13 protein-coding genes and 1 tRNA gene are annotated in these 23,708 nt (G+C 70.9%); 12 read left to right on the top strand and 2 right to left on the bottom strand.

The genetic code is table 11. The annotated features are described in order from the left end of the window. The first annotated feature begins 4 nt into the window (after nucleotides 1–4). Nucleotides 5–77, top strand: a tRNA-Thr gene (locus PJ985_RS14960). Between the two features lie 127 nt (nucleotides 78–204). Here PJ985_RS14960 and PJ985_RS14955 read toward each other — a convergent pair. Beyond that, on the bottom strand, nucleotides 205–2,811 hold the full coding sequence (locus PJ985_RS14955; RefSeq protein WP_271684241.1) for a SpoIIE family protein phosphatase: 2,607 nt from the start codon (nucleotides 2,809–2,811) through the stop codon (nucleotides 205–207). A 274-nt stretch (nucleotides 2,812–3,085) separates the two neighbouring features. Between PJ985_RS14955 and PJ985_RS14950 the strand changes: the two genes are divergently transcribed. From PJ985_RS14950 to PJ985_RS14915, 8 genes are all read left to right on the top strand, one after another. Beyond that, nucleotides 3,086–8,671 carry a HAMP domain-containing protein gene (locus PJ985_RS14950; RefSeq protein WP_271684252.1) on the top strand — a complete coding sequence of 1,862 codons (5,586 nt, stop codon included), beginning with the start codon at nucleotides 3,086–3,088 and terminating at the stop codon, nucleotides 8,669–8,671. Nucleotides 8,672–8,876: 205 nt separating this feature from the next. Beyond that, complete coding sequence (locus PJ985_RS14945; protein ID WP_271684240.1) at nucleotides 8,877–9,554, top strand: response regulator; 678 nt, start codon at nucleotides 8,877–8,879, stop codon at nucleotides 9,552–9,554. Between the two features lie 77 nt (nucleotides 9,555–9,631). Continuing rightward, nucleotides 9,632–12,331, top strand: a complete 2,700-nt coding sequence (locus PJ985_RS14940) for a DNA translocase FtsK (RefSeq protein ID WP_271684239.1) — start codon at nucleotides 9,632–9,634, stop codon at nucleotides 12,329–12,331. Nucleotides 12,332–12,548: 217 nt separating this feature from the next. Continuing rightward, nucleotides 12,549–13,367: a helix-turn-helix domain-containing protein gene (locus PJ985_RS14935; protein ID WP_271684238.1), complete on the top strand. Its 819-nt coding sequence runs from the start codon at nucleotides 12,549–12,551 to the stop codon at nucleotides 13,365–13,367. Nucleotides 13,368–13,460: 93 nt separating this feature from the next. Further along, nucleotides 13,461–14,990 carry a 30S ribosomal protein S12 methylthiotransferase RimO gene (gene rimO, locus PJ985_RS14930; protein WP_271684237.1) on the top strand — a complete coding sequence of 510 codons (1,530 nt, stop codon included), beginning with the start codon at nucleotides 13,461–13,463 and terminating at the stop codon, nucleotides 14,988–14,990. Then, the gene (gene pgsA / locus PJ985_RS14925; protein ID WP_271684236.1) at nucleotides 14,987–15,637 is read left to right on the top strand and encodes a CDP-diacylglycerol--glycerol-3-phosphate 3-phosphatidyltransferase; all 651 of its coding nucleotides are present in this window, start codon (nucleotides 14,987–14,989) and stop codon (nucleotides 15,635–15,637) included. Before rimO ends, pgsA begins: the two co-directional genes overlap by 4 nt. Beyond that, complete coding sequence (locus PJ985_RS14920; RefSeq protein ID WP_271684235.1) at nucleotides 15,630–16,202, top strand: CinA family protein; 573 nt, start codon at nucleotides 15,630–15,632, stop codon at nucleotides 16,200–16,202. The genes pgsA and PJ985_RS14920 overlap by 8 nt, the downstream gene beginning before the upstream one ends. A gap of 90 nt (nucleotides 16,203–16,292) precedes the next feature. Further along, nucleotides 16,293–16,673 carry a helix-turn-helix domain-containing protein gene (locus tag PJ985_RS14915; RefSeq protein ID WP_271684234.1) on the top strand — a complete coding sequence of 127 codons (381 nt, stop codon included), beginning with the start codon at nucleotides 16,293–16,295 and terminating at the stop codon, nucleotides 16,671–16,673. A 98-nt stretch (nucleotides 16,674–16,771) separates the two neighbouring features. On the opposite strand, the gene PJ985_RS14910 is transcribed toward PJ985_RS14915, so the two are convergent. Next, nucleotides 16,772–21,457, bottom strand: coding sequence for an Lhr family helicase (locus tag PJ985_RS14910; protein ID WP_271684233.1), 4,686 nt, complete (start codon nucleotides 21,455–21,457; stop codon nucleotides 16,772–16,774). A gap of 148 nt (nucleotides 21,458–21,605) precedes the next feature. Between PJ985_RS14910 and PJ985_RS14905 the strand changes: the two genes are divergently transcribed. From PJ985_RS14905 to recX, 3 genes are all read left to right on the top strand, one after another. Then, on the top strand, nucleotides 21,606–21,800 hold the full coding sequence (locus tag PJ985_RS14905; protein WP_271684232.1) for a DUF3046 domain-containing protein: 195 nt from the start codon (nucleotides 21,606–21,608) through the stop codon (nucleotides 21,798–21,800). A 161-nt stretch (nucleotides 21,801–21,961) separates the two neighbouring features. After that, nucleotides 21,962–23,080, top strand: a complete 1,119-nt coding sequence (gene recA / locus PJ985_RS14900) for a recombinase RecA (RefSeq protein WP_271684231.1) — start codon at nucleotides 21,962–21,964, stop codon at nucleotides 23,078–23,080. Nucleotides 23,081–23,083: 3 nt separating this feature from the next. Then, nucleotides 23,084–23,695: a recombination regulator RecX gene (gene recX / locus PJ985_RS14895; protein WP_271684230.1), complete on the top strand. Its 612-nt coding sequence runs from the start codon at nucleotides 23,084–23,086 to the stop codon at nucleotides 23,693–23,695. The last annotated feature ends 13 nt before the right edge of the window (nucleotides 23,696–23,708 follow it).

The raw sequence follows: 23,708 nt of genomic DNA, 5'->3' as shown, positions 1-23,708 counted from the left end.
TACCGCCCCAATAGCTCAGTCGGCAGAGCGTCTCCATGGTAAGGAGAAGGTCAACGGTTCGATTCCGTTTTGGGGCTCCGAGAAAAGCCCCCGCCGATTGGCGGGGGCTTTTTTGTGCTGCCCCGACGAGGACTGCCCCGCCCGAGGGCGGGCCCGTCGCCGTACCCGGCGGCTTCTCTGGGCCGGGCCGTTCGCCGGCCCGTGTCACTCCGGCACCCGAAGCGTCAGGATGGCCATGTCGTCGGAGGGGGAATCGGAAGCGAAGCGCTCCACCGCCCTCAGCACCCGCGCGGCGACCGCACCGGCGGTGAGCCCGGTGCAGGTGCTCAGCACCTCGGCGAGTCCGTCGTCGCCCAGCATGCGGCTGCCTTCCCGGCGTTCGGTGACCCCGTCCGTGACGCAGAGCAGGACGTCTCCCGGTGCCAGCACGAAAGTCTCCTCGTGCAGTTCGAGGTCCTCGATCACCCCGAGCAGCGGCTGGGGTTCGGCGGCGGGAGCGACACTGCCGTCCGGCTTGAGCCGCAGCGGCAGCGGATGCCCCGCGCAGACCATTTTCAGCAGTGCGCCGCCGTCCGGCTGAGGCCACAGCTCTCCGTACAGGAGAGTGAGGAACCGGGCCCGGGCTCCCTCGTCGAGAATCGCCGCGTTGAGCCGCTCCAGCACCGCCGGACCGCCCAGCCCTTCGCGGGCCAGCAGCCGCAGGGCGTGCCGGGCCAGTCCGGTCACCGCCGCGGCCAGCGGGCCGGTACCGCACACGTCCCCGATGGCGAACCCGTAGGCGCCCTCCCGGATCGGGAACAGATCGTAGAAGTCGCCCCCCACCTCGTTCCCTTCACCCGCCGCCCGGTAGATGACCTCCACGTCGACCCCGGGGATCTCCGGCAGCTCCGGTGGCAGCAGGCTGCGCTGCAGGGACTGACTGATCGCGGTGCGCTCGCTGTACAGCCGGGCGTTGTCCAGGGCGAGTGCCGCCCGCCTCGACAGGTCCTCGGCCAGTTCCAGGGTCTCCTGACGGAAACGCTCGTCGGTGGGTCTGCCGAGGGTGAGCAGCCCGATCACCCGGTTGCGGGCGATCAGCGGCAGGATGACGGTTTCCCCGCCCACCGCCGAGGCGGTGCTCAGCGTGGTGCCGGGAGCGCCGGACCCCTGGTACTCGCCGAGTGCCAGGCTGCGCAAGGAGGAGCGCAGGGCGGTGTCGTGCGCGGCGTCGGCCGGTGCGGTCCAGCTGCGGACGCCGAGACTGACATCCGGGGAGGGTGGGTCCACCCGCTGCAGGAGAGCCTTGATGCCGTCGATCCGGTCCTCGTCCTCGTGCAGCACGTAGGAGAGCACGGGTTCGGCGCCCGGTTCGGTGATGGTGTAGACGGCGCACCAGGTGGCAAGTGTCGGGACCGTCATCTGTGCCATCAGGGCCAGCGTCTGGTCGCGGTCGAGGGTGCCGGCGAGCAGCTCGGAGGCCTCGACGAGGAAGGACAGAGAACCGCGGCGCATTCGCTCGAGTTCGGTGAGCCGGGCGGATTCCACTGCCAGAGCGATCCGGTCGGCAGCGAACTGGAGGCGCAGTGCTTCCTCGTTGCGGTACCGGCCGGGAGTTTCCGAAGCCACGCCGAGGGAGCCGGTCAGCCGTCCTTCCACCTTCAGGGGCACGGTCACCACGGCATGCATACCGGTTCCGGAGAGCAGCGGGACCGCTCCGGGAGCGGTGGCCAGGTCATCGTGGACCGAGGGCATCCGGGCGGAGCTGTAGCGGCCGCTGCCCGTTTCCACCGGGACTCTTGCGAAGCGCTGGCGGGTGGAGGGCAGCCCTGTGGAGGCACGCACCTCCAGCTCCGTTTCGTCATCGGTGGCGAGCAGCAGGAAGGCCGCGTCCCCGTCGAGCATGTCCCTGGCCCGTTCGACGGTGCGCTGCAGGAGCCCGTCGAGATCGTCCGGGGGAGGAGAGCCGATGAGCGCCTCCAGCGCCTCTCCGGGATGCTCCGCCGAGTCCCGGGCGAAGCCCGGCAACAGGCCGCGGGCGGGACTCTGCAGAATGGCGCTTTCCTCCTCGCGCACGAGCAGGCATACCGTGGTGGGCTCTCCCTCGGCATCGCGGACACGCAGATGGGAGGCATAGACCGGGACGGTGCGGCCGTCGGCGGCGCGCAGCCCGTAGCTTCCCTCCCATCGGGACAGGGTCAGTGCTTCGGCGATGCTGGTGCCGGTGCCGGGTGTCTGGGGCCAGGCGGCCAGGTCGGTGAGGGGCTTTCCGGTCACCTGCTCCTCGGTGTGCCCGAAGAGCTCCCTGGCGTCCTGATTCCAGGTGGTGACCGTCTCGTCCCCGTTGACCTGGACCACGGCGACCCGGACCCGGTGCTCTGCGGTCGGCAGCGCGTCGACGGGCAGCACCGGCCCCGCGGAGCGGGTGCCGACCGGGAAGGTCGGCTGATCGAGGCGGAACCAGACGCGTTTGTCCGAGGAGGTGTACTCCACTCCCCAGCGGGCGGAGAGCGCGGCGCAGAGCATCAGCCCGCGGCCGCCCTCGCTGTCCGGATCGGCGGGACCGCGCATGGCCTCCTTGACGGGCAGGTCGCGTTCCGGGTGCCGGTCGACGACTTCGATCCGGACGCCCTTGCTGTCGCGCAGGCAGTGGACCTCGGCGCTGGTGCCGGCGTGGACGACGGCGTTGGTGACCAGCTCGCTGGTGAGTACCACGGCGTCGTCGATCAGGTCGGCCAGGCCCCAGCCCTGGAGAGTGTCCCGGACGAAACTGCGCGCGGTGCCGACGGAGCGGCCGACCGGTTCGAAGATGGCCGCAGCTCGCGCGGTGATCACGTCACTCCCCCAAGAGGTTCTTGTCGCTGCCCGGCTGCCCAGCGGACAGCCGATGGCCAGGTTACTGAGGTCCGGGGCCTCTGCGAGTCGCGCATCCGGTGTTTTCCCCCGGAGCGGGAGAACTGCGGTATGCGATGCTGCCGAACTGTTATCGCCCGGTTCCTCAAGGGTGAAACACTGGGGAAGCTCGGAGGGAGCACTCGGGCAGAACGGTCGATCCCGCAGGAGGGACACAGTGGTGTCTGAAGGAGCCGAAACGCGCCCCGGCGAGCGGATGCGCACCGCACGCGGCCGGAGCACCGGAACGGTGGAAGTCGACGCCGCGGCCCTGCACCGGTTGCTCTCCGCCCTGGAGTCCATGCGGGACGGCAATTTCCGTAAACGTCTGACCGTGACCGGTGACGGCACGATGGCGGAGATCGCTTCGCTCTGCAACGAAGTGGCCGACCGCAACCTGCATCTCACCGGGCAGCTGGCCCGGGTCCGTCGGGTGGTGGGCCGGGAGGGGAAGCTCACCGAACGGTTGGACGCCGGGGCCTGCGAGGGCGCCTGGGCGAAGGCCGTGGGGGACGCCAACGACCTGGTGGACGACCTGGTGCGGCCGGTGTCGGAGGTCGGGCGGGTGCTCACCGCGGTCGCCGAGGGCGATCTGGAACAGCGCATGGACCTGCGGGCCGGAGGAGGCGAGGGGACCGGACGGCCGCTGCGCGGGGAGTTCCTCAAGGTCGGCAGAACGGTCAACGGCCTGGTGGACCAGCTGTCCGCGTTCACCGACGAGGTGACGCGGGTCGCCAGTGAGGTCGGCACCGAGGGGAAGCTGGGCGGTCAGGCCCGGGTGCGGGGGATGTCCGGCTCCTGGAAGGACCTGACCGACTCCGTCAACACGATGGCGTACCGGCTCACCGCTCAGGTGCGTGACATCGCTCACGTCACCACCGCGGTGGCCAACGGTGACCTCTCGCGCAAGGTCACCGTGCACGTGGCCGGGGAGATGCTCGAGCTGAAGAACACCGTGAACACGATGGTGGACCAGCTGTCCTCGTTCCAGTCGGAGGTGACCCGGGTCGCCCGGGAAGTCGGTACGGAGGGCCAGCTGGGCGGCCAGGCCCAGGTGCAGGGCGTGGCGGGGGTCTGGAAGGACCTCACGGACTCGGTGAACCTGATGGCGGGCAACCTGACGGCCCAGGTCAGAGAGATCGCCCAGGTGACCACGGCGGTGGCCAACGGCGATCTCTCCCAGACCATCACCGTGACAGCCCGCGGTGAGTTCGCGCAGCTGGCCGAGACCATCAACGCGATGACGGAGACACTCCGCACCTTCGCGGACGAGGTGACACGGGCGGCCAGCGAGGTCGGTACCGAGGGGCAGCTCGGGGGCCAGGCCCGGGTCCAGGGCGTCTCGGGGACCTGGAAGGACCTCACGGACTCGGTGAACACCGCTTTCCGTAATCTCACCGCCCAGGTGCGCGACATCGCGCAGGTGACGACTGCGGTGGCGAACGGGGATCTGTCGCAGAAGGTCACGGTGGATGTGGCCGGGGAGATGCTCGAGCTGAAGAACACCGTGAACACGATGGTGGACCAGCTCTCCTCGTTCCAGTCCGAGGTGACCCGGGTCGCCAGGGAGATCGGCGCGGAGGGGGTGCTGGGCGGGCAGGCGTCCGTGCAGGGTGTGGCCGGTGCCTGGAAGGACCTCACGGACTCGGTGAACACGGCCTTCCGCAACCTCACGGGTCAGGTCCGCAACATCGCTCACGTGACGACTGCGGTGGCGAACGGGGATCTGTCGCAGAAGGTCACGGTGGATGTGGCCGGGGAGATGCTCGAGCTGAAGAACACCGTGAACACGATGGTGGACCAGCTGTCCTCGTTCGCGGACCAGGTGACGCGAGTCTCCACCGAAGTCGGCATCGAGGGGCGGCTCGGCGGTCAGGCCCGGGTGGACGGGGTCAGCGGCACCTGGAAGGACCTGACGGACTCCGTCAACTTCATGGCGCTGAACCTGACCTCGCAGGTCCGCAACATCGCCCAGGTCACCACGGCGGTCGCCCGCGGTGACCTTTCGCAGAAGATCGAAGTCAGTGCCCGGGGCGAGATCCTGGAGCTGAAGAACACCATCAACACGATGGTGGACCAGCTGTCCTCGTTCGCGGACCAGGTCACGCGGGTGGCCCGGGAAGTCGGCACCGACGGCCGGCTGGGCGGCCAGGCGCAGGTCCCCGGGGTGGCCGGCGTGTGGCGCGACCTCACCGACTCGGTGAACGGGATGGCCTCGAACCTGACGGATCAGGTCCGCAACATCGCCCAGGTCGCGACAGCCGTGGCCCGCGGCGATCTGTCGCAGAAGATCACGGTGGACGCCCGCGGGGAGATCCTGGAGCTCAAGGAAACCCTGAACACGATGGTGGACCAGCTCTCCTCCTTCGCCGAACAGGTCACCCGGGTCGCGACGGAGGTGGGCACCGAGGGCCGGCTGGGCGGGCAGGCGGAAGTGCGGGGCGTCTCCGGCACCTGGAAGGACCTCACCGAGTCGGTCAACGGTATGGCGAACAACCTGACCCTGCAGGTCCGCAACATCGCCGAGGTGACGACCGCGGTCGCCAAGGGGGATCTCTCCAAGAAGATCACGGTGGACGCGCGGGGGGAGATCCTCGCGCTGGTGACCACGGTGAACACGATGGTGGACCAGTTGTCGTCCTTCGCGGACCAGGTGACGCGGGTGGCCCGCGAGGTGGGTACCGAGGGCCAGCTGGGCGGTCAGGCGCAGGTGCGGGGCGTCTCCGGCACCTGGAAGGACCTCACCGACAACGTCAACCTGATGGCCCGCAACCTCACCAGCCAGGTGCGGAACATCTCCGAGGTCGCCATGGGGGTGGCCAACGGCGACCTGTCGAAGAAGGTCACCGTCGCGGCCAGCGGCGAGGTGGCGCAGCTGGCCGACACGGTCAACACGATGGTGACGACGCTGTCGTCGTTCGCCGACGAGGTGACGCGGGTGGCCCGCGAGGTCGGTACGGAGGGCCAGCTGGGCGGGCAGGCGAACGTGCCCGGCGTGTCCGGCACCTGGAAGGACCTCACCGAGTCGGTCAACGGTATGGCGAACAACCTGACCGGTCAGGTCCGCAACATCGCGATGGTGACCACGGCCATCGCCAAGGGCGATCTGACCAAGAAGATCGACATCGACGCGCGGGGAGAGATCCTCGAGCTGAAGACCACGATCAACACGATGGTGGACCAGCTGTCGTCCTTCGCCGAGCAGGTGACGCGGGTGGCCCGCGAGGTGGGTACCGAGGGCCAGCTGGGCGGTCAGGCCCGGGTCCGGGACGTCGCCGGGACCTGGAAAGAGCTCACCGAGTCGGTGAACGAGATGGCCGGGAACCTGACCCGGCAGGTGCGTGGCATCGCCCGGGTGGCGACCGCGGTGACCCGCGGCGATCACAGTGTGAAAATTGACGCCGAGGCCGCGGGCGAGATCCTGGTGCTCCAGGACAACATCAACACCATGATCAGTAACCTGCGTGAGACGACCCTGGCGAACAAGGAGCAGGACTGGCTCAAGGGCAACCTCGCCCGTATCTCTGCCCTGATGCAGGGACGCCGGGACCTTCGGGACGTCGCCAAGCTGATCATGAGCGAGCTGGCGCCGGCGGTCTCCGCACAGCACGGGGCGTTCTTCCTCGCCGTGCCGACCGGAGCGGAAACCGAGCACGGTGTGGGGGCGAGTGAGGACGACGGCTACGAGCTGCGGCTCATCGGCTCCTACGGCTACGCGGCGGGCACCATGCCGACGTCCTTCCGTCCGGGGGAGTCCCTGGTCGGCACCGCCGCTCAGGAGCGCCGCACCATTCTCTTCGGGCACACTCCCGAGGGGTACCTGAAGATTTCCTCCGGTCTGGGCGAGGCACAGCCCGCCCATGTGATCGTCATCCCGGTGGTTTTCGAGGAGACCGTGCTCGGAGTGGTGGAGCTGGCGGCTTTCCAGCCGTTCACCCACATCCAGCGGGACTTCCTCAACCAGATGGCCGAGATGATCGCGACCAGCGTCAACACCATCAGCGTCAATACCAAGACCGAGGTGCTGCTGAGCCAGTCGCAGGAACTGACCAGGCAGCTCAGGGAGCGGTCGGTCGAGCTGGAGCACCAACAGCAGGCCCTGCAGTCGTCCAACGCGGAGCTCAAGGACAAGGCGGAGCTGCTGGCCGAGACCAACCGGGACATCGAGTACAAGAACTCGGCGATCGAGGAGGCCCGGCAGGTCCTGGAGGAGCGTGCCGAGCAGCTCGCCGTCTCGATGCGCTACAAGTCCGAGTTCCTCGCGAACATGTCCCACGAGCTGCGCACCCCGCTCAACTCGCTGCTCATCCTCGCCAAGCTTCTCGCGGACAACGCCGAGGGGAACCTGTCCTCCAAGCAGGTGGAGTTCGCTGAGACGATCCACGGTGCGGGTTCCGATCTGCTGCAGCTCATCAACGACATCCTCGACCTGTCGAAGGTCGAGGCGGGCAAGATGGACGTCAGCCCGACCCGGATCGCCCTGGTGCAGTTGGTCGACTACGTCGAGGCGTCGTTCCGGCCGCTTACCGCGGAGAAGAACCTGGAGTTCTCCGTTCGGGTCTCTCCCGAATTGCCCCCGACCCTGCACACCGATGAGCAGCGGCTGCTCCAGGTGCTGCGCAACCTGCTGTCCAACGCCGTCAAGTTCACCGACACCGGGTCGGTCGAGCTGGTCATCCGGGCGGCCGGCGACGAGGTGCCGCACGAGATCCGGGAGCAGATGCTGGAGAACGGCTCGGTACGGGACGCCGAGGCACCGCTGGTGGCCTTCTCCGTCTCGGACACCGGGATCGGTATCGCGGGCAGCAAGATGCGGGTGATCTTCGAGGCGTTCAAGCAGGCGGACGGCACCACCAGCAGGAAGTACGGGGGCACCGGGCTGGGGCTGTCGATCAGCCGTGAGATCGCCCGGCTGCTCGGTGGCGAGATTCACGCGGCGAGCGAGCCGGGCCGGGGGTCCACCTTCACCCTGTACCTGCCGCTGCACCCGACGGAGGTTCCGCCGCCCGGCTACGGTCAGCTCGGCGAGGGCAGCGCGGAGGCCGGGGCCGCACGGGCGCTCCCCGGCGCGTCACCGGTGCGCCCGGGCACCCGGTCGGCACCGAAGGCCGGGCGCGCGGTGGAGGACGCCCCGGTGGAGCCGCCGGCGGCAGCTCCGGAGCGTGACGAGGTGCCCTCCGACGGCCCGCAGCGGCGCAGCGGCCGGGCCGCGGGCTCGGCGCAGCGGGAGGGCCGTAGAGCGGCGACGGCGGCTGAGCGGGAGGGCCGCAAGGCGGCGACGGCGGCGGAGCGGGCCGCCGAGGCGCTTACCCGGCACCACCGGGACCGCAGCAACGGCGGAGGCCATGGTCCGGGGAAGCCGGAGGTGAACGGATCGGCGGAGTCCGAGGCGGGGACCACCGGCCGGCCGCGGCCGGACCTCGACTTCCACGGCCGTAAGGTCCTCATCGTCGACGACGACGTGCGCAACGTCTTCGCCCTCACCAGCGTTCTCGAGCAGCATGGGCTCCGGGTGCTCTACGCGGAGAACGGCCGCGAGGGGATCGAGGTGCTGGAGTCGAACGAGGATGTCGTCGTGGTGCTGATGGACATCATGATGCCGGAGATGGACGGTTACGCGACCACCGCCGCCATCCGCAGGATGCCGCAGTTCTCCGGGCTGCCCATCATCGCCCTCACCGCCAAGGCGATGAAGGGCGACCGGGAGAAGAGCCTGGAGTCCGGGGCGTCCGACTATGTGACCAAGCCGGTGGACGCCGACCACCTGCTCGGGGTCATGGACCGGTGGATGAACGGCGGGTGACTCCGCCCTCCGCCGTCCGGGCGGGAACGATCCGGGCGGCGGAGACGTTCGGGGGGAAGTACGGAAGAGAGCAGTGACAAGCCGGTGACCGGGTGTGTCCGTCCGAGTGGTGCGGCTACCATGTCCGGCACAGGACAGGGCGGCGTGTGGGTGCCGCCCCCAGGGGCGGTACCCAGTCGTGCCGCCGGGGCGAGGAGGACGGGCCATGGTGCAGAAGGCCAAGATCCTCCTGGTCGATGACCGGCCGGAGAATCTGCTGGCGCTGGAGGCAATCCTCTCCGCGCTGGACCAGACGCTGGTGCGGGCATCGTCAGGGGAGGAGGCGCTCAAGGCGCTGCTGACGGATGACTTCGCGGTGATCCTGCTGGATGTTCAGATGCCGGGGATGGACGGCTTCGAGACGGCCGCGCACATCAAGCGCCGGGAGCGGACCCGGGACATCCCGATCATCTTCCTCACCGCGATCAACCACGGGCCGCACCACACGTTCCGTGGCTACGCGGCGGGCGCTGTCGACTACATCTCCAAGCCCTTCGATCCATGGGTGCTGCGGGCGAAGGTGTCCGTGTTCGTCGACCTTTACATGAAGAACGTCCAGTTGCGGGAGCAGGCGGGGCTGTTGCGCCGGGAGCTCGAAGGCGGCCGGCCGCCGGCGCACGGGGAGCGCGGCAGCCGTGGTCTGCTCCCCGAGCTTTCCGCCCGCCTCGCCGCGGTGGAGGAGCAGGCCGAGGCGCTGTCCAAGGAGCTGGAGGACTCTTCCATGTCCGCCGCGGTGGCGACCGCCGCCCATCTGGAGCGCAAGCTCACCGGGCTCCGCCGGGCCCTTGACGCACTGGAGCCCGGGGCGGACGCACCCGCGCGGGCGGAGTCCTCGCAGGGCTGACCCCCGTCAGGGATGGTGACGTCGCCTCAGCCGCGCCCTCCGTGCCCCGGCCGGACGGCACCGGTAACCTCACTCCCATGGCCTCACGTACGTCCGGCAAGGGTTCCCAGAGCGCGCGCGCCGGGCGCAGCGGTGCGGCGCCGAAGAAAGCGGCTGCCGCGAAGAAGCCGGCGGCCAAGAAGTCCGCACCCAGGAAGCCGGCGGCGAAGCAGGCCGCACCGAAGCGGAATCCGGTGTTCCGGGTGCTGCGGGCGGTGTGGATGGGGATCGCCCACCCGGTCGGCGCGCTCTTCCGGAGCATAGGCAAGGGTGCGAAAGGACTGGACCCCGCCCACCGCAAGGACGGGCTGGCCCTGCTGCTCCTGGGGCTCGCCCTCGTGGTCGCCGCGGGCACCTGGTCCAATCTGCAGGGCCCGGTCGGTGAGCTGGTCACTCTTCTCGTCACCGGGGCGCTCGGTCGGCTCGACCTGGTGTTCCCCCTGCTGTTGTTCTTCATCGCGGTACGGCTGATCCGGCACCCGGAGAAGCCGGAGGCCAACGGCCGGATCGTGATCGGCCTGAGCGCTCTGGTGGTGGGGGTGCTGGGGCTGGTGCACGTGGCGACCGGCGCTCCGGGGCGCAGCGCCGGTACACAGGCGATGCAGGACGCCGGTGGGCTCATCGGCTGGCTGGCCTCCCGTCCGCTGATCTTCGCGGTGGGCGAGGTGCTCGTGGTGCCCCTGCTGATGCTGGTCACCGTCTTCGGCCTGCTGGTGGTCACGGCGACCCCGGTGAACGCGATTCCCCGGCGCCTGCGGGAAGGGGCCGTCCGGCTCGGGGTGTTCGCGGAACCCGAGCCGGACACCGAAGCCGGGGAGGATGCCCCGGGGGATGCCCGGCTGTCCATGCGCAAGGCCTCGGATCCCGAGCCCGGAGACCGCCACGGCCCGCAGGACGGGACCGGGCGGGCCGGCAGCGCCGCGGCGGCACCGGAGGGCCGCCGTACTCCCCGCCGCAAGAACCGGTCCCGCGCGGGCACCTCCTCCGAAGCGGTGGACGTGGCTGCTGCGGCGGCCGCCGCCCTGGACGGTGCCGTGCTGCACGGCGTGCAGCCCTCTCCGCTGGTGGCGGACATCAGCAGCCGCATCTCCACCGGACGCCGGAGCAGGCCGGAGAGCGACAGCGCGGCCGAGTCTCCGTCAGGGGCGCTGCCGGCCGGGGCCGGAGAGGAATCGGGGAGCGGAGTCCCGGACCTCACGCGCCGCGCGCCGGAGCCGGCCGGAGCCCTCCCGTCCCGGGCGGAACAGCTTCAGCTCGCCGGTGACATCACCTATGTGCTGCCTCCGGTGGACCTGCTGGAGCGTGGTGGCCCGGGGCGGACCCGCAGCGCTGCCAATGACGCGGTGGTGGCCTCGCTGACGACGGTCTTCTCCGAGTTCAAGGTGGATGCCCGGGTCACCGGCTTCACCCGGGGACCGACGGTCACCCGCTACGAGGTGGAGCTCGGTCCCGCGGTCAAAGTCGAGAAGATCACCGCGCTGGCCAAGAACATCGCCTATGCGGTGGCCAGCCCGGATGTGCGGATCATCAGCCCGATCCCGGGGAAGTCCGCGGTCGGGATCGAAATCCCGAACAGTGACCGGGAGATGGTGAACCTCGGGGACGTCCTGCGGATGGCGGACGCGGTGGGGGAGGAGCACCCGCTGGTGGTGGGGCTCGGCAAGGATGTGGAGGGTGCCTACGTCTCGGCCAATCTGGCCCGGATGCCCCACCTGCTCGTCGCCGGCGCCACCGGTTCCGGCAAGTCCTCCTGTATCAACTGCCTGATCACCTCCGTGCTGATGCGTGCCACTCCGGAGGACGTCCGGCTGGTGCTGGTGGACCCCAAACGGGTCGAGCTCACCGTGTACGAGGGTATTCCGCACCTCATCACGCCGATCATCACCAACCCCAAGAAGGCCGCGGAGGCGCTGCAGTGGGTGGTGCGCGAAATGGACCTGCGCTACGACGACCTGGCCGCCTACGGCTACCGCCACATCGACGACTTCAACGCGGCCGTGCGTGCGGGGAAGGTCTCGGCCGGCGAGGACAGTGAGCGGGAGCTGGCTCCCTATCCGTATCTGCTGGTGATCGTGGACGAGCTGGCCGACCTCATGATGGTGGCGCCGCGCGACGTCGAGGACGCCATCGTGCGGATCACCCAGCTCGCCAGGGCCGCGGGCATCCACCTGGTACTCGCCACCCAACGGCCCAGCGTGGACGTCGTCACCGGCCTCATCAAGGCGAATGTGCCCTCCCGGCTGGCCTTCGCGACGTCCTCGCTCGCGGACAGCCGGGTCATTCTCGACCAGCAGGGAGCCGAGAAGCTCATCGGCAAGGGGGACGGGCTCTTCCTGCCGATGGGCGCCAACAAACCGGCCCGGATGCAGGGCGCCTTCATCACCGAGGAGGAGGTCAGCGCGGTCGTCGCGCACTGCAAGGAGCAGATGGCGCCGACATTCCGCGATGACGTGCTGGTCGGCAAGTCGCAGAAGAAGGAGATCGACGAGGAGATCGGCGACGACCTCGACCTGCTGTGCCAGGCGGCCGAACTGGTCGTGTCGACACAGTTCGGCTCCACCTCCATGCTGCAGCGCAAGCTCCGGGTGGGCTTCGCCAAGGCCGGCCGGCTGATGGACCTCATGGAGTCCCGGGGGGTGGTCGGTCCCAGCGAGGGCTCCAAGGCCCGGGACGTTCTCGTCAAGCCGGAGGAATTCGCGGGAGTGCTCGCCGTCATCCGTGGGGAGACTCACCCGTAGGGACGAGTGGACCGGTCGGCCCTCCTCCGCCATTCGGCCCTCGGTGTACGGTCCGAGGGCCATGATGAACCGGCGGCGCGGAGGGGCGGCAGGCGCCGCCGCGGTATTCACGGCATTCTGATGGCGGACAAACTCTGTCGGCCCGCTTGCTCGTTCCGTTGAGGCCACCCCTAGACTTGACGCACAGCACGTGGATTCACGCTCGAAAGGCGCACCCGTGTCCCATGGCACCGCACTGGCCAAGGACCGGCCCTCTGTCGGTCGCACCCTCCAACAGGCTCGCATCGCCGCGAAGCTGACCGTCGACGAGGTCAGCACATCCACTCGGGTACGGATTCCCATCGTGCACGCGATCGAGCAGGACGATTTCTCCCGTTGCGGCGGCGATGTGTACGCCCGGGGGCACATCCGCACGCTCGCGCGCGCCGTCGGGCTCGATCCGGCTGATCTCATCGAGCAGTACCGTGCCGAGCAGGGCACGGCTGCCGCTCCGGAGCCCACTCCCGCCGCGCCGGTCTTCGACGCGGAACGGATCCGTCCCGAGCCGCGACGCCCCAACTGGACGGCAGCCATGGTGGCCGCCATCGTCGCGGTGGTCGGCTTCGTCGGCTTCACCTTCTTCAGCGGTGCGGGGGACGAGGAGCCGGCCACCGTCGCCGAGGGCAGCCAGTCGGCGGAGAGTGCCGAGGACCCGGACGAGGCCTCCGAGGCCGGTGGCGGCACGGCCGACCCCGAGCCGGAGCCCTCGGACAGCGCGATCGCCAACGTCCCCGCCGACAAGGTCACCGTGACGGTGACCGCCAACGGCCAGAGCTGGGTCTCGGTGAAGGACCAGGGCACCGGTCAGCTGCTCTTCGAGGGGGAGCTCAACGAAGGGGATTCCGAGACCTTCACCGCCGACGACCAGATCGACCTGGTGACCGGCAACGCGGGGGTCATCGAACTGCACGTCAACGGGAAGCCCATCGAGGACATCGGGGAGACCGGCCAGGTGCAGCGCCTCAGCTTCACCACCGGAGACCCTGAGGAGGGCTGACTGTTCCGCACCGGGCTCTGCCCGCCCGGCGGCGGCCCGTCGTCCCGGACAGCCCGATCATGAGGGCCGTCCGGGACGAAGTAGGCTGAGCTCATGTCCGAACGCCGTACCGTCGCCCTCGTCACCCTCGGTTGTGCCCGTAATGAGGTGGATTCCGAAGAGCTGGCGGGCCGGCTCGCTGCGGACGGCTGGGACCTCGTCGACGACGCCACCGAGGCCGATGTGGCCGTGGTCAACACCTGCGGGTTCGTCGAGGCCGCCAAGAAGGACTCGGTCGACGCGCTGCTGGAGGCCAACGATCTCAAGGCCCCGGGCAGCGGAAGCCGCACCCGCGCAGTGGTCGCGGTCGGATGCATGGCCGAACGCTACGGCAAGGATCTTGCCGAGGCGCTGCCGGAGGCCGACGGCGTGCTCGGCTTCGACGACTACGCCGACATCTCGGACCGGCTGCAGACCATCCTGGCCGGGGGAGTGCACGCCGCGCACACCCCCAGGGACCGTCGCAAGCTGCTGCCCATCAGCCCTGCCGAGCGCCAGGGCTCGGAGGTGGCCCTGCCCGGGCACGGCGACCGGACCGGGTCCTCCGCACCCGTGGCGGAGGACCTTCCGCCGGGCCTGGCACCGGCCTCGGGCCCCCGCGCCCCGCTGCGCCGCAGGCTGAACTCCAGCCCTGTCGCCAGCATCAAGCTGGCCTCCGGATGCGACCGGCGGTGCTCCTTCTGCGCCATCCCCTCCTTCCGCGGGTCCTTCGTCTCGCGGCGGCCGTCCGACGTACTCGGTGAGGCGCGCTGGCTGGCCGGGGAGGGAGTCTCGGAGATCATGCTGGTCTCGGAGAACAACACCTCCTACGGCAAGGATCTCGGTGACATCCGGCTGCTGGAGACGCTGCTCCCCGAGCTCGCTGCGGTGGAGGGCCTGGAGCGCATCCGGGTGAGCTACCTGCAGCCTGCCGAGCTGCGGCCCGGGCTCATCGATGTGCTGACCGGCACCGAGAAGGTCGCCCCGTACTTCGACCTGTCGTTCCAGCACTCCGCCCCCGGTGTGCTGCGCGCCATGCGGCGCTTCGGTGACACCGAGCGTTTCCTCGAACTGCTCGCGGCGATCCGGGTCCGGGCGCCCCAGGCGGGTGTCCGCTCGAACTTCATCGTCGGTTTCCCCGCGGAGACCGAGGCCGACGTCACCGAGCTGGAACGCTTCCTCGGCGAAGCCCGGCTGGACGCCGTCGGCGTCTTCGGCTACTCCGACGAGGAGGGCACCGAGGCAGCCGGTTACCCGGGGAAGAACTCCGCGGAGGTGGTGGCCGAGCGGCTGGCCAGGGTCTCCCGGCTGGCCGAGGAGCTGACCGCGCAGCGGGCCGAGGAGCGGATCGGCGAGCGGGCCCGGGTGCTCATCGAGTCGTTCGAACACGAAGGGCCGGACGACGGGGCCGGGGAATCGCTGACCGCGGTCGGCCGGGGCGTGCACCAGGCGCCGGAGACCGACGGACAGATAATGATCAAGGGGCCGGACGCGCGGGACCTGAAGGCCGGGGAGTACGTCGACGCCGAGATCGTGGCCACCGAAGGGGTGGATCTGATCGCCGTGCTCCGGCCCGCGGCCGGCCGTGCCGGGGCTGGGAGATGACGGGGATGCCGGCCGCCGCGGGCCGGGGCACGGCGGCACACCGGCAGCGGGCCGGCCGCCAGGCCGGCCTGTGGAACATCGCGAACATCCTGACGATGATGCGGCTGGCACTTGTTCCCGGCTTCGTCCTGCTCATGTTCGTGGACAGCGGGCACGATCCGGCCTGGCGGTCCCTGGCCTGGGCGGCCTTCACCATCGCCATGATCACCGATCTGTTCGACGGGGAGCTGGCCCGGCGCCGGAACCTGGTGACCGATTTCGGGAAGATCGCGGACCCCATCGCCGACAAGGCGATCATGGGTGCAGCCCTCGTCTGCCTGTCCGTGCTCGGTGACCTCCCCTGGTGGGTGACGGGGGTCATCCTGGCCCGCGAGTTCGGCATCACGGTGCTGCGTTTCTGGGTGATCAGACACGGAGTGATCCCCGCCAGCCGGGGCGGAAAGGCGAAAACTCTCACGCAGGGCATTGCCGTCGGCATGTACATCCTGGCGCTGACCGGCCCGCTGGCGACGCTGCGCTGGTGGATGATGGCGGTGGCGGTTGTCCTGACCGTGGCCACCGGCCTGGACTATGTGCGCCAGGCCATCACTCTGCGGCGCGCCGGCCGGACCGCGGAGCGTGCGGAGCAGGAGCGGAACCATGAGTGATGACGGCGAGTCGCCGGAGTTCGCCCTCGCGGCTCAGGTCCTGGCCCGGCTGAAGGAGCGGGGCCAGACCGTGGCCGTCGCCGAATCGCTGACCGGCGGTCTGGTGGCGGCTGCCCTCACCGGAGCACCGGGGGCCTCCGGTACGTTCCTCGGCTCGGTCACGGCTTATGCCACCGAGTTGAAGCACCAGCTGCTGGGCGTGGACGCGGCCCTGCTCGAGGAGCGCGGCGCGGTCGACCCGGAAGTCGCGCGACAGCTCGCGGCCGGGGTCCGCGAGCGGCTCGGCGCGGACTGGGGGCTGGCCACCACCGGTGTCGCGGGGCCCGCGCGGCAGGACGGCCGTCCGGTCGGCACCGTCTTCGTCGCCGTGTGCGGCCCGGGGGACCGGGAGGCATCGGCGCAGCACCTGTCGCTGAGCGGAGACCGCGCCGGCATCCGCAGCGGCAGTGTGTGTGCGGTGCTGGAGCATGCCAGGAAGAAAATCGAAGAATGTTCCACAAACCGGTCCGAACCTTGCCGGGAAGGGAACACCGCTGCGGGGCCGGATGTTTACAGCCCTGAGTGAACACGACATCGCTCCCCGCACGGCGGGAGTCCGAGGCGGTACGGTGGGGCATGAAGCTAGCGAGGCCAAGGTCCGAGGAGGGAGCCACCGATGATTCTGCTTCGTCGCCTGCTGGGTGACGTGCTGCGTCGGCAGCGCCAACGTCAGGGCCGCACTCTGCGCGAAGTCTCCTCGTCCGCCCGGGTCTCGCTCGGCTACCTTTCCGAGGTCGAACGCGGACAGAAGGAAGCTTCCTCCGAGTTGCTGGCCGCCATCTGTGACGCACTGGACGTTCGGATGTCGGAGCTTCTGCGGGAGGTCAGTGACGAGCTGGCTCTCGCTGAGCTGGCGCAGTCCGCAGCGAGCGACACGGTGCCGCCCCCGATGCGTCCGATGCTCAACCCGATGCGCGTGACCTCGGTCACGGGCCGCCCGGAGGAGCGTGTCACGATCAAGGCGCCGGCCGAGGCGGTCGACGTGGTCGCGGCCTGAAACGCCTACAGGGCGCCAGGGGTGTGGGATCCGCCCGGAAGGGTGGACCCCACACCCCTGGCGCTGTTGTTCCTGTGGGGTGACCGGGGGAACTCCGGTCAGGCCCGGATGCGCAGTCCGCGGGGGGTGGCGTGGAAGCCGGCGGCTTCCAGCAGCCGCACCCAGAACGGATCGCTCAGCACCGGTGAACCGTTGACGCGCTCCACCGTCACCGTACCCAGCGTCCCTTGCCGGGCGGCCGTGGCGAGCTCCTCAGCCGCTGCTCCGAGCGCCGGTGATGCGCCGTCCCGGGGGAGTGCGGCCTCCGCCGGCGGCCAGGCCAGCAGTGTTCTGCCCCCGCGCTCCAGGTAGAGCGTGAGCTCTCCGTCGACCAGCACCACCAGTGAGCCGGCTTTCCGGCCCGGCTTGTGCCCGGCACCTTCCGGTGGGTCGGGCCACGGCAGCGCGGCACCGTAGGCGTTCGCCGGGTCGGCGGCCGCCAGCAGCACGGGCCGCCGGCCCGCGTCCGGGGCGGCCCGCTCCCGGCCGGTGCTCACCGCCCGCAGCCGGTCCACGGCACCGTCCATGGCGAACTGCGCAGCCCCCAGCCCTTCCACCACATAGCCGCGCCGGGCCCGGCCGGTCTCCTCGAAAGCGGCCAGCACCCGGTACGCCGCGGCAAATCCGCCCTCCACCCCCTCGGCGGAGACGGCCCCGCGGGTGACCACCCCGTGCCGGTCCAGCAGGGTGCGGGCCAGCGCGTGGGCGCGTAGCGTGGGCGCGCTCTCCTGCTCCGGCAGGAGTGCCCAGCGGCCGGCCACGGTGGGCGGGCCGGAACGGGAGGCCGGCGGGCGGCGTGCGGCGCCGGTGAAGGAGCCGTAGCGGCCCCGGGGCACGCTCCGCCGGGCGCGGTGGGCGGTGGAGCCGGCGGTGCGCCCGGAGCCCAGCAGGGCGCGCAGCGGACCGAGCGTGTCGTTCGTCAGGCGGCCGGACCAGGCCAGCTCCCAGACGGCATCGGCGAGCTCGTGCTCGGAGACCTCGGCCCCGGCCGCCCTGACCCGCTCCGCGAGCTGCCGGAAGAACAGGCCGTAGCCACCGGAGAGGGCGTTCAGCACAGCCGTGTGCACCGGGGAGAGCTCCAGGGGGGAGGGGGCCGGCAGCAGGAGCGGGGCGGAGTCCGCCGGGCACAGGGTGATCCAGCCGTCCTTTCCGGGCAGCGCCCCGGCACCCGCCCAGAGCACCTCTCCGGAGACCGTCAGTTCGTCCAGCATCGCCGGCGCGTAGCCGGACACCCGGGAGGGCAGCACCAGCCTCTCCAACGCCGACGCCGGAACCGGAGCGCCCTGGAGCTGCTCGACGGCGCGCAGCAGACCGTCGGTGCCGCGCAGTCCTCCCCCCGCGGTCCCCGCCACGTGCTGCCACTGCGGAAGGAAGGCGGCCAGCGCGGACGGCGGCACCGGCTCCAGCTCCTCGCGCAGCGCGGCCAGCGACCGGCGCCGCAGCCGGCGCAGCACTGCCGGGTCGCACCACTCCTGGCCGACCCCCTCCGGCCGGAACTCGCCGTGCACCATCCGGCCGTCCGCCGCCAAACGGTGCAGGACCCCTTCCACGACGGCCACGCCGAGGCCGAAGGCCGCGGCCGGCTGAGCGGCGGTGAACGGGCCGTGGGTCCGAGCGAACCGCCCGAGCAGGTCACCCAGCGGGTCCTTGACCGGTTCGGTGAACGCCTCGGGAACGCCGACGGGCAGGGCGGCGCCGAGCGCGTCCCGCAACCGCCCGGCGTCCTCGATCGCGGCCCAGTGGTCCTCACCCGCGACCCGCACCCGGATCGCCCGGCGGGCGCCCGCCAGCTCCGGTGCCCACGCGAGCTCCGCTCCGCGGTCGGTCAGAGCTGCCTCCGTGAGCGGGCCGAGTACCCGCAGCAGGTCGGCGACGCCCTCGGCATCCTTCACCCGCCGGTCGTCGGTCAGCCACTGCAGCTCCCGCTCGAGCTCCCGGAGCACCTCGGGGTCCAGCAGCTCCCGCAGCTCGGCCTGGCCGAGCAGCTCGGCCAGCAGCCGGGAGTCCAGCGACAGGGCCGCCGCCCGCCGCTCCGCGAGCGGGGAGTCACCCTCGTAGAGGTACTGCGCGACGTAGCCGAACAGCAGTGAGCGGGCGAACGGGGACGGCTCCCGGGTGGTGACCTCCACCAGACGCACCCGGCGGGCCTCGACGTCCGACATCAGCCGGGCGAGGCCGGGAACGTCGAAAACGTCCTGCAGGCACTCTCGGACGGCTTCCAGGATGATCGGGAAGGAGCCGAACTCACTCGCGACCGAGAGCAGCTGGGCGGCCCGCTGCCGCTGCTGCCACAGCGGTGTCCGCCGGCCGGGACTGCGCCGCGGCAGCAGCAGGGCGCGGGCGGCGCACTCGCGGAAGCGGGCGGCGAACATCGCGGAGCCGCCCACCTGGTCGGTGACGAGCTGCTCGACCTCGCCCGTGTCGAACAGGACGTCCTCCGCTCCGAGCGGCGCGGGCCCGTCCTCCTGACCGCCCGCCGGTCCGGGGGGCCCGTGGTCGGTCTCCGGCAGCGGGTCGGGACCGAGGGTCAGCAGGTCGGTGTCGGGGAGCCGGAGCACCAGGCCGTCGTCGGCGTGCAGCACCTGGGCGTCCACCCCGAACCGCTCGGTGAGGCGGGCGCCGAGCGCCAGTGCCCACGGCGCGTGCACCTGCGCGCCGAACGGGGAGTGGACGACCACCCGCCAGTCGCCCAGCTCGTCCCGGAACCGTTCCACCACGATGGTCCGGTCGTCCGGCACGTGCCCGCAGGCTTCCCGCTGCTCCCGCAGATGGGCCAGGACGTTGTCCACCGCCCAGGCATCGAGCCCGGCCGCGGTCAGGCGCTCCCGGGCCGCTTCCGGGGCCAGTGAGCCGATCTCCCGGAGAAATGCCCCCAGGGCGCGGCCGAGCTCCAGCGGGCGGCCCAGCTGATCGCCCTTCCAGAAGGGCAGCCGTGCGGGCACCCCGGGAGCGGGGGTGACCAGCACCCGGTCCCGGGTGATGTCCTCGATTCGCCAGGAGGTGGTGCCCAGCGTGAAGACGTCCCCGGTGCGGGACTCGTAGACCATTTCCTCGTCGAGCTCCCCGACCCGGCCCCCGCCCTTCTTCGGATCGGTGCCGACGAGGAACACGCCGAACAGGCCGCGGTCCGGGATGGTGCCGCCCGAGGTGACCGCGAGACGCTGGGCGCCCGGCCGCCCGCTGACGGTGTGGGCGATCCGGTCCCAGACCAGGCGGGGCCGCAGCTCCGCGAAGGCGTCGGACGGGTAGCGCCCGGCGAGCATGTCGAGGACCGCGTGGTAGGCGGACTCCGGGAGGGCGGCGAAGGGCGCTGCCCGGCGCACGACGGACAGCAGCTCGTCGACGTCCCAGCGGTCCATCGCGGCCATCGCGACCACCTGCTGGGCGAGCACGTCCAGGGGGTTGGCCGGGATCCGCAGCGCCTCGATGGCGCCCTGCCGCATCCGCTCGGTGACCACCGCCGCCTGCACCAGGTCACCGCGGTACTTGGGGAGGACCACTCCGGTCGAGACGGCACCCACCTGGTGCCCGGCCCGGCCGACCCGCTGCAGGCCGGAGGCCACCGAGGGCGGGGACTCCACCTGGATCACGAGGTCCACCGCTCCCATGTCGATGCCGAGCTCCAGGCTGGAGGTGGCGACGACGGCGGGCAGCCGGCCGGCCTTGAGCTCCTCCTCCACCTGCGCCCGCTGATCCTTGGACACCGAGCCGTGGTGTGCGCGGGCGAGGACCGGCGGTGCCCCGGTGCCGGCACCCGAGCCGCCCATGAGCTCGGACGGACCGTGTGCCTCCGGCAGCGGCTCACCGGTGGCCCGCTCGTGGGCGATCTCGTTCAGCCGGTTGCACAGCCGCTCCGCGAGGCGCCGGGAGTTCACGAAGACGATGGTCGAGCGGTGGTCCTGCACCAGGTCGACGATCCGTTCCTCCACGGAGGGCCAGATGGAGGGCCGCTCCCCGGAGCCGGGTGCGTCCGGTGCGGGCGCGCCGCCCAGCTCGCTCATGTCGGGGACCGGGACGACCACCGACAGGTCGAACGTCTTGCCGGCCGGCGGCTGGACGATCGTGGTTCTCCGCTGCGGGGAGAGAAACCGGGCGACCTCGTCCACCGGCCGGACCGTCGCGGAGAGGCCGATGCGCCGGGCCGGGCGGTCGAGCAGCTCGTCGAGGCGCTCCAGGGAGAGCGCCAGATGCGCCCCGCGCTTGGTGCCCGCGACCGCGTGCACCTCGTCCAGGATCACCGTCTCCACCCCGGACAGCGCTTCCCTGGCGGCCGAGGTGAGCATCAGGAAGAGCGACTCGGGTGTGGTGATGAGGATGTCCGGCGGGCGCCTGGCGAGGGCCCGGCGGTCGGCCTGCGGGGTGTCACCTGAGCGGATGCCCACCCGGATGTCCGGCTCGGGCAGCCCCAGCCGGACCGACTCCTGGCGGATACCGGTGAGCGGGCCGCGCAGGTTGCGCTCCACGTCGACCGCCAGGGCTTTCAGCGGTGAGACATACAGCACCCGGCAGCGGCGGAGCGGGTCGGCGGGGGGCGGGACGGAGGCCAGCCGGTCCAGCGAGGCGAGGAAGGCGGCGAGCGTCTTGCCCGAGCCGGTCGGTGCCACCACCAGGGCGTCCGACTCCTCGGCGATCGCCCGCCAGGCGCCGGCCTGGGCGGCGGTGGGTGCCTGGAAGGCCTGCCGGAACCACGCCCCGGTCGCGGGGGAGAACGCGTCCAGGGCGGCGGCCGGGTCCTCGTGGCTCATCGTTCCGCTCCGGCCGGGCGGCAGGGCTGGGCTGGGCAAGTGGTCACGGGTCCATCGTGCACCCGGCCACGGACAATGCCGTGACCGGCGTCCGGGGTGACGCGGCCGGGTGCGCCGGTACCGCGCCGGTGCCGGTGATACTGGGGGTATGCGGTTGACGGATTTCTGGCAGCGGATGGCGGAGCACTTCGGCGGGGCCTACGCGGACTCCTTCGCCCGGGACCATGTGATGGCGGAGCTCGGCGGGCGGACGGTGCACCAGGCACTGGCCGAGGGCTGGGAGGCCAAGCAGGTCTGGCGGGCGGTCTGCGCCGCCACCGAGGTGCCCGCACATCTACGATGAGCTGATTTTTCCCGGATATCCACAGATGTGACACCTGGGTTGACACGAAATTCGAACACCCATTTGCATGGGGGTGAGCAGGGTGCCCGGCCGATTGTCAGTGGCGGGCGCTAACGTCCCTAGATGTGAAGCGATCGACTCAGACACCCCGGGTGGTCCCCATGGCAGGTACGGACCGCGAGAAGGCGCTCGACGCCGCTCTCGCGCAGATTGAACGACAGTTCGGCAAGGGCGCAGTCATGCGCATGGGGGACCGGCCCAACGAGCCGATCGACGTCATCCCCACCGGCTCGACGGCCCTCGACGTGGCCCTGGGAGTCGGCGGCCTCCCGCGCGGCCGGGTGGTGGAGGTGTTCGGTCCGGAATCGTCCGGAAAGACCACCCTGACTCTGCACGCGGTGGCCAACGCCCAGCGGGCCGGCGGCACCGTCGCCTTCGTGGACGCCGAGCACGCGCTGGACCCGGAGTACGCGAAGAACCTCGGGGTGGACACCGACTCCCTGATCCTGTCGCAGCCGGACAACGGCGAGCAGGCGCTGGAGATCGTGGACATGCTGATCCGCTCCGGCGCGCTGGACCTCATCATCATCGACTCCGTGGCCGCCCTGGTGCCGCGCGCGGAGATCGAAGGAGAGATGGGCGACTCGCACGTCGGTCTGCAGGCCCGCCTCATGAGCCAGGCCCTGCGGAAGATCGCCGGAGCGCTCAGCCACTCCAAGACCACCGCGGTCTTCATCAACCAGCTCCGCGAGAAGGTCGGCGTGATGTTCGGTTCGCCCGAGACCACGACCGGTGGCAAGGCGCTGAAGTTCTACGCCTCGGTCCGGCTGGACATCCGCCGCATCGAAACACTCAAGGACGGCACCGACGCGGTGGGCAACCGAACCCGCGTCAAGGTGGTCAAGAACAAGGTCGCGCCGCCGTTCAAGCAGGCCGAGTTCGACATCCTCTACGGCATCGGCATCAGCCGGGAGGGCGGCCTGATCGACATGGGTGTGGAGCACGGCTTCGTGCGGAAGTCCGGTGCCTGGTACACCTACGAGGGCGACCAGCTCGGCCAGGGCAAGGAAAACGCCCGGAACTTCCTCCGGGACAACCCCGACCTCGCCAACGAGATCGAGAAGAAGATCAAGGAGAAGCTGGGCATCGGCCCGAAGACCCAGGCGCCGGAGCCGCAGCCGGGCGCCGACGCCGCCACGGAGGACAAGGCAGCAGCGCCCGCGGCGGCGAAAGCCGTGAAGACCGCGAAGGCCGCCAAGCCGGCCGCCGTCAAGAGCTGACGGATGACCCGGCGCAGCGACTGGCCGGAGCACCCGCCGAGCGCAGCGGGTGCGGAACGCAGGAGCAGCGAGGGCTCCGTTCCGTCGAGGGCCGGAGCGGAGCCGTCGCGCGATCCCGTGGAACAGGCGCGGGCCATCTGTCTCCGCCTGCTCACCGGGACGCCGCGCACCCGGCAGCAGCTCGCCGACGCGCTGCGCGCGGCTGATATTCCCGAGGAGGCGGCGGCCGAGATCCTGGACCGCTTCGAGGAGGTCGGGCTGATCGACGATGTGGCCTTCGCGGATGCCTGGGTGGAGTCACGGCACCACAGCCGGAAGCTCGCCCGCCGGGCGCTCGCCCGCGAGCTGCGCGCCAAGGGCGTGGACGCCGCGGTGGTCGAGGAGGCGGTGGGGCGGCTCGATCCCCAGGCCGAGGAGGCTGCTGCCCGGGCCCTGGTGGAGCGCAAGCTGCGGGCCTCCCGCGGCCTGGACCGGCAGAAGCGGATACGGCGGCTGGCCGGGATGCTCGCCCGCAAGGGGTATCCCGAGGGGATGGCACTCCGGGTGGTGCGGCAGGCGCTGGAGGCCGAGGGAGAGGACTCCGAGCTTCTCGAACAAGACTTCCCGGATCACTGAGCCGCTCACGGAA

The sequence above is a fragment of the Streptomyces sp. ACA25 genome, from assembly GCF_028200735.1.
GTDB lineage: Bacteria > Actinomycetota > Actinomycetes > Streptomycetales > Streptomycetaceae > Streptomyces.
This window is presented reverse-complemented; position numbering and strand designations above follow the sequence as displayed.